Source organism: Streptomyces specialis (assembly GCF_001493375.1).
Lineage (GTDB): Bacteria > Actinomycetota > Actinomycetes > Streptomycetales > Streptomycetaceae > Streptomyces > Streptomyces specialis.
This window is the reverse complement of sequence record NZ_LN929834.1, coordinates 1-2,821: the sequence shown is the minus strand read 5'-3', so window position 1 is coordinate 2,821 and position 2,821 is coordinate 1. Positions and strand designations below refer to the sequence as shown.

Here is a 2,821-nt window from a genome sequence, read left to right as displayed (position 1 = left end):
CCCCGAGCCCGAGCGGACCACCCCGGCGCCCCGGCCCACGCCCTCGCCCACCGAGCGCGAACAGGACGACGACTTCGGCTGGCCCAACGACAGCGGCGACTGCTTCGTGCAGCTCCTGTTCATCTGCCTCTGACCCCGCCCTCTTCGTCCGACCCTCCGCCCGCGGGCCCGTGCCGGTCGGTCGCCGGTCGGTCGTCGGTCAGGCCCGGCCGTGCGACTTCCGCAGGCGGCGGGAGAGGGAGTCCACGACCACGGCGGCGAGCAGCACCCCGCCCGTGATCATGAACTGGACGGCCACCTGGATGCCGAGCAGGGCCATGCCCGAGGCGATCGACTGGATGACGAGCATGCCCAGCAGCGCCGACCACGTCGATCCGCGCCCGCCGAACAGGCTGGTGCCGCCGATGACGGCGGCGGCGATCACGTCGATGATCAGGCTGCCGCCGCCCGACGTCTGGCCCACCGAGGCGATGCGCGACGTGAGGAACAGCCCGCCCGTCGCCGCCATCACCCCGGCGATCACGAACACGGAGAGCCGTACGCGCGCCACGTTCACCCCGGCGCGGCGCGCGGCCTCCATGCCGCCGCCCAGCGCGCGGATCGACCGCCCGTACGGGGTCCGGCGCAGCACGAAGTCCAGGCCCGCGACCGCGCCCAGGAAGATCAGCAGCGCGACCGGCAGCCCCTGGAACGCGGCGAGCACCCAGGCCGACGCGAAGACCGGCACGCCGAGCGCCGCCGTCCGGGCGGCGATCTCCCCCGCCGGGCGGTGCGGCAGCCCGGCGGCGGCGCGGCGCCGCGCCTGCCGCCACGCCACGAGGAAGAACCCGCCCACCGTGACCGCCGCCAGCCCGAAGGCGGGGACGGCGCCGCCGAGGTAGCGGCCGGTCAGCCCGGCGACCAGCCCCTCGTCGTCGATGTTGATGGTGCCGGTGGTGCCGAGGATCTGGAGCATCAGGCCGTTCCAGGCCAGCAGGCCCGCCAGGGTGACGACGAACGCGGGCACGCCGACCTTCGCCACGAAGAACCCGTGCACCGCCCCGGTCGCCGCCCCGAAGAGCAGGGCGACGAGGACGGCGAGCCACTCGGCCATGCCGTTGTTGACGTTCAGCACGGCGAACACGGCCGCGCACAGGCCGCTGACGGCGCCGACCGACAGGTCGATGTCCCCGACGAGCAGCACGAAGACGATGCCGACGGCGATCAGGCCCGTTCCGGCGACGTCCACGGCGAGGTTGGACAGGTTGCGCGGCGACAGGAAGGCGCTGTCGAGGATCTGGAAGGTGATCCAGATCGCGGCCAGACCGGCCACGACCGGCAGCGAGCCGGGCTCCCCGTCGCGGGCCCGGCGGGTCAGTTCCGTCGCCCAGCCGGGCGTGGCGGGCTTCACGGCCACGCCCGCGCGGCGCGCATCGCGGTGTTGTCCGTGGCGCCGGTGATCGAGGAGGTGATCTGCTCCTGCGAGGTGGTGTTCACGTCGAAGAAGCCATTGTTGCGGCCCAGCCGCAGCACCGTCACCTGGTCCGCGACGGCCTTCACGTTGGCCAGGTTGTGAGTGATCAGCAGCACCGCGAGGCCCCGGTCCCGGAGCCGTTCGATGAGGTCGAGGACCTGGACGGTCTGCTCGACGCCCAGCGCGGCGGTCGGTTCGTCCAGCAGCACGAGCTCCGGGTCGCCGAGCAGCGCCCGGGCCAGGGCGACGGTCTGCCGCTGGCCGCCCGACAGGGCCGAGACCGGCACCCGCAGGCTGGCGACGCGGAAGGCCAGCGTGTCCAGCAGCGCGCGGGCGCGGTGTTCCATCGCGACCTCGTCCAGCACACCGGCCCGGCGGATCTCGCGGCCGAGGAAGAGGTTGCCGACGACGTCGAGGCTCTCGCACAGCGCCAGGTCCTGGTAGACGGTCGCGATGCCCAGCTCGCGCGCGGCGTACGGGTGGCCGAGGCGGACCGGGCGGCCCTTCCACTCGATGACGCCCTCGTCGGCCGGGTCGGCGCCCGAGATGACGCTGACCAGCGTGGACTTGCCGGCGCCGTTGTCGCCCACCAGGGCCATCACCTCGCCGGCGCGCAGCTCCAGGCCCACGTCGGTGAGCGCCCGCACGGCGCCGAACCGTTTGGAGACGTGCCGCGCCCTCAGCAGGGGCTCGGGGGCCGGTGACACATCCACCCCCTTCCGGCGGGCGGCCGGGGCCCGTTCACCGGAGCCCGGCCCGCTCGCACGCGGTCTCATATCTCGGGGTGCAGATCTGCTCGACCGTCAGCATGCCGGCCTTCACGACGGTGTCGCGGATGTCGTCGACGGTCACCGGGACCGGGGTCAGGAGCACGGCGGGGATGGCGTCCGACGTCCCGTTGGCGACCACCTCCCCGGCCACGTCGTCGAGCGGCTCGCCCCGGCCCAGCGCGACGGCCATCTCGGCCGCCGCCCCGGCCTGGTCGGCGAAGTCCTTGAAGACGGTCATGTACTGGTCGCCCGCCACGATCCGCTGCACGGCCCCCAGGTCGGCGTCCTGCCCGGTCACCGGGGGCAGCGGCTCGATGCTGGCGGCCTTCAGGGCGGCGACGACCCCGGAGGCGAGGCCGTCGTTCGCCGCGTAGACGGCGTCGATCCGGTCCGGGCCGAGCGCGGCGATGGCTCCGGCGGTGTTGGCGTAGGCGTTGCGCGGGTTCCAGCCCGCGGTGTCGTACGAGGCGCCGATCCGGACCCGGTCCCCGAGGACGGCGAGGGCGCCGTCCGCGAGCCGGGCCGAGTTCGGATCGGTCGAGGCGCCGTTCATCATGACGATCAGCCCGTCGTCCCCGCCCCCGGCATCCCCGCGCTC

3 protein-coding genes are annotated in these 2,821 nt (G+C 74.2%); all 3 read right to left on the bottom strand.

The features are described 5' to 3' along the window. Positions 1-199 precede the first annotated feature (199 nt). Entirely contained in the window at positions 200-1,396 is a 1,197-nt protein-coding gene (locus tag BN2279_RS07810; RefSeq protein WP_059007810.1) for a sugar ABC transporter permease, read from the bottom strand. Beyond that, positions 1,387-2,160, bottom strand: a complete 774-nt coding sequence (locus tag BN2279_RS07805) for an ATP-binding cassette domain-containing protein (protein WP_234347593.1) — start codon at positions 2,158-2,160, stop codon at positions 1,387-1,389. The genes BN2279_RS07810 and BN2279_RS07805 overlap by 10 nt, the downstream gene beginning before the upstream one ends. 34 nt (positions 2,161-2,194) lie before the next feature. Further along, positions 2,195-2,821: substrate-binding domain-containing protein (locus BN2279_RS07800; protein WP_159037110.1), on the bottom strand; the 627-nt coding region annotated here is incomplete at its 5' end.